Here is a 2711-nt window from a genome sequence, read left to right on the forward strand (position 1 = left end):
CGGCACCGTCGTGGTCATCGTCATGGCTCCTTCTGCGCTCCTTCCGCGCCCCCGCTGCCTCTGCGGGGCGCGCGGGCGTCCGGTACGTCCAGTGGTTCCGTACCCCGTCGCCGTACGGGTGGATCGGGACGGGTGGGCAAGTGTGCGGGGCCGAACGGCCCGGGGAGGGGCGGGACTTATGGGTACCGCCCCTCCCCGGAGGGGGTCAGCCGGTGAGCTGCTTGCGGGACGGGGTGCCGCCGGCGATCCGGATGCGGCGCGGCTTCGCCTGCTCGGCGACCGGGATGCGCAGGGTCAGGACGCCGGACTCGTAGGAGGCGTCGATGCGTTCCGTGTCCAGGGTGTCGCCGAGGAAGAGCTGCCGGGTGAAGGTGCCCGTCGGCCGCTCCGCGACCAGCTTCTGCGCGTCCTCGGGGGCGGGATCGCGGCGCTCGGCGCGGACATTGAGGACGTTGCGCTCGACGTCCAGCTCGATCGTCTCCGGATCGACGCCGGGGAGGTCGAAGTGGACCAGGAATTCGTCACCGGAACGGTAGGCGTCCATCGGCATCGCCGACGGACGGGCGGTGCCACCGATCACCTGCTGCGCGAGTCGGTCGAGTTCGCGGAACGGGTCGGTACGCATGAGCATCACGGGTCACTCCCTTCTCAAGGTACTGGGTGCGATGCCCTACGCGTATTTATATAGCGCGCAGCCGGAAAGTTGACAAGCCGCGACTCAGGTTAGGTAAGCGCCGCCGCCCGCGCGCTAGCCTCGGCATCCTCTACGGACATTCGGATACGACGTTCGGATACGACATTCGGAGGCATGCATGGCCAGGGTTCCCAGCGCTGTCGTCGCCGCGAGCGGGCTCGTCGGCGGGTACGGGGTCGCCCGGTGGACGAAGAAGCGGCCGCTCGGCGGGGCTGTACTCGCCGTCGCCGGTGCCGCCGCCGCCCAGCAGTGGCGCAAGCAGGCCGGGAACGCCACCGCCGGTGTGCTGACCGCCGCCTATGTCGGCGCCTTCGCAGGATCCCACCCGCTCGCCAAGAAGATCGGCGCCTGGCCCTCCGTCCTCGGTGTCGCCGGTGCCGTCGCCCTCGCCTCCTGGGCCGTCGCCGACCGCAAGGCCTGAGCCGGACAGACGGAAACCGCCCAGGGCTCACGGCCTGCCCACCGTCGGCGGGCCCTGGGTGCCGGCGCCCGGGCCCGCCGACGATGCCGCCGTACCCTCCGCGACCGCCGTCAACGGCGTCGCCACCTCCTCCAGCGGCCGCCGTTCCGCCCGTACCGCCAGCGCCGCCGCCACCAGGCCCGCCACGCACATCAGCGCCGCCCCGATGGAGAAGGCCAGGACCGTGTCGCCGACCCGGCCCGTGCCGGTGAGGTCGGCGAAGAGCAGCGGGCCGCTGATACCGCCGGCCGCCGTACCCAGGGCGTAGAAGAACGCGATGGACATCGCACGCGTCTCCATCGGGAAGATCTCCGACACCGTCAGATACGCGCTGGACGCGCCCGCCGAGGCGAAGAAGAGGACCGCGCACCAGCACGCCGTCAGCGTCGTCGCGCTGAGCACCCCCCGGTCGAACAGCCACGCCGTACCGAACAGCAGCAGACCCGACAGCAGATACGTCGAGGAGATCATCACCCGGCGGCCGACCGTGTCGAAGAGCTTGCCCAGCAGCAGCGGGCCGCAGAAGTTTCCGACGGCGATGACCGCGAAGTAGTAGCCCGTACGGTCCGTCGGCACGGCGAAGAACTTCGTCAGGATCGCGCCGAAGCCGAAGGTGATCGCGTTGTACAGGAACGCCTGCCCGATGAAGAGCGAGAAGCCGAGCACCGCGCGCCTGCGGTACCGCCCGAAGACCGTGTGGGCGATCTCCCGGAAGGTGACGCTCTTGCGCTGATGGATGGCCAGCCGCACGTCCGTCGCCGGCAGCCGGACGCCCTTCTCCGCCTCCACCTGCCGTTCGATGCCGGTGACGATCTCCTCCGCCTCCTCGTCCCGGCCGTGGATCAGCAGCCATCGCGGACTCTCCGGGACGTGCCGCCGTACGAGCAGGATCACCAGCGCCAGTACGGCGCCCAGCGCGAAGGTCAGCCGCCAGCCCACGTTCATCGGCAGCAGGCCGGTGTTCAGCGCCACGATGGACAGCAGCGAACCGCCCACCGCGCCCAGCCAGAAACTGCCGTTGATGATCAGGTCGACACGGCCGCGGTAATGGGCCGGGATCAGCTCGTCGATCGCGGAGTTGATCGCCGCGTACTCACCGCCGATACCGAAGCCGGTCAGGAAGCGGAAGAGGAAGAACCACCAGGCCTCCCAGGAGACCGCGGTCAGGGCCGTCGCCACCAGATACACCGCCAGGGTGATCATGAACAGCTTCTTACGGCCGTAACGGTCGGTCAGCCGGCCCCAGAACAGCGCGCCCACGCACGCGCCCGCGACGTACAGCGCGGCGGCCGTGCCCGTGATCTGACCGGATGTGATCGACAGGCCGCTGCCCGGTTCGGCCAACCGGCTGGCGATGTTGCCGACGACCGTGACCTCCAGACCGTCCAGGATCCATACGGTGCCGAGGCCGATCACGATCGTCCAGTGCCAGCGGGACCACGGGAGGCGATCGAGGCGGGCGGGGATGTCGGTCCTGATGGTCCGCCCGCCGTCACCCGCCCGGCCACTACCGTGCGACCCGCCGCCGTCACCCATCCGGCCGCCGCCGTACGACCC

The 2711-nt window shown here is 70.3% G+C and carries 3 protein-coding genes; 1 reads left to right on the top strand and 2 read right to left on the bottom strand.

What is annotated here, in order from left to right; translation table 11 throughout:
- Positions 1–205 precede the first annotated feature (205 nt).
- On the bottom strand, positions 206–631 hold the full coding sequence (locus tag CCN72_RS09950; RefSeq protein ID WP_202442075.1) for an Hsp20/alpha crystallin family protein: 426 nt from the start codon (positions 629–631) through the stop codon (positions 206–208).
- Positions 632–812: 181 nt separating this feature from the next.
- Here CCN72_RS09950 and CCN72_RS09955 point away from each other — a divergent pair, with 181 nt between their 5' ends.
- Positions 813–1115 carry a hypothetical protein gene (locus CCN72_RS09955; protein WP_085564931.1) on the top strand — a complete coding sequence of 101 codons (303 nt, stop codon included), beginning with the start codon at positions 813–815 and terminating at the stop codon, positions 1113–1115.
- A gap of 27 nt (positions 1116–1142) precedes the next feature.
- On the opposite strand, the gene CCN72_RS09960 is transcribed toward CCN72_RS09955, so the two are convergent.
- Positions 1143–2690, bottom strand: coding sequence for an MFS transporter (locus CCN72_RS09960; protein ID WP_086807199.1), 1548 nt, complete (start codon positions 2688–2690; stop codon positions 1143–1145).
- Positions 2691–2711: the final 21 nt, after the last annotated feature.

This window comes from Streptomyces murinus (assembly GCF_002154555.1).
Classification (GTDB): domain Bacteria; phylum Actinomycetota; class Actinomycetes; order Streptomycetales; family Streptomycetaceae; genus Streptomyces; species Streptomyces murinus.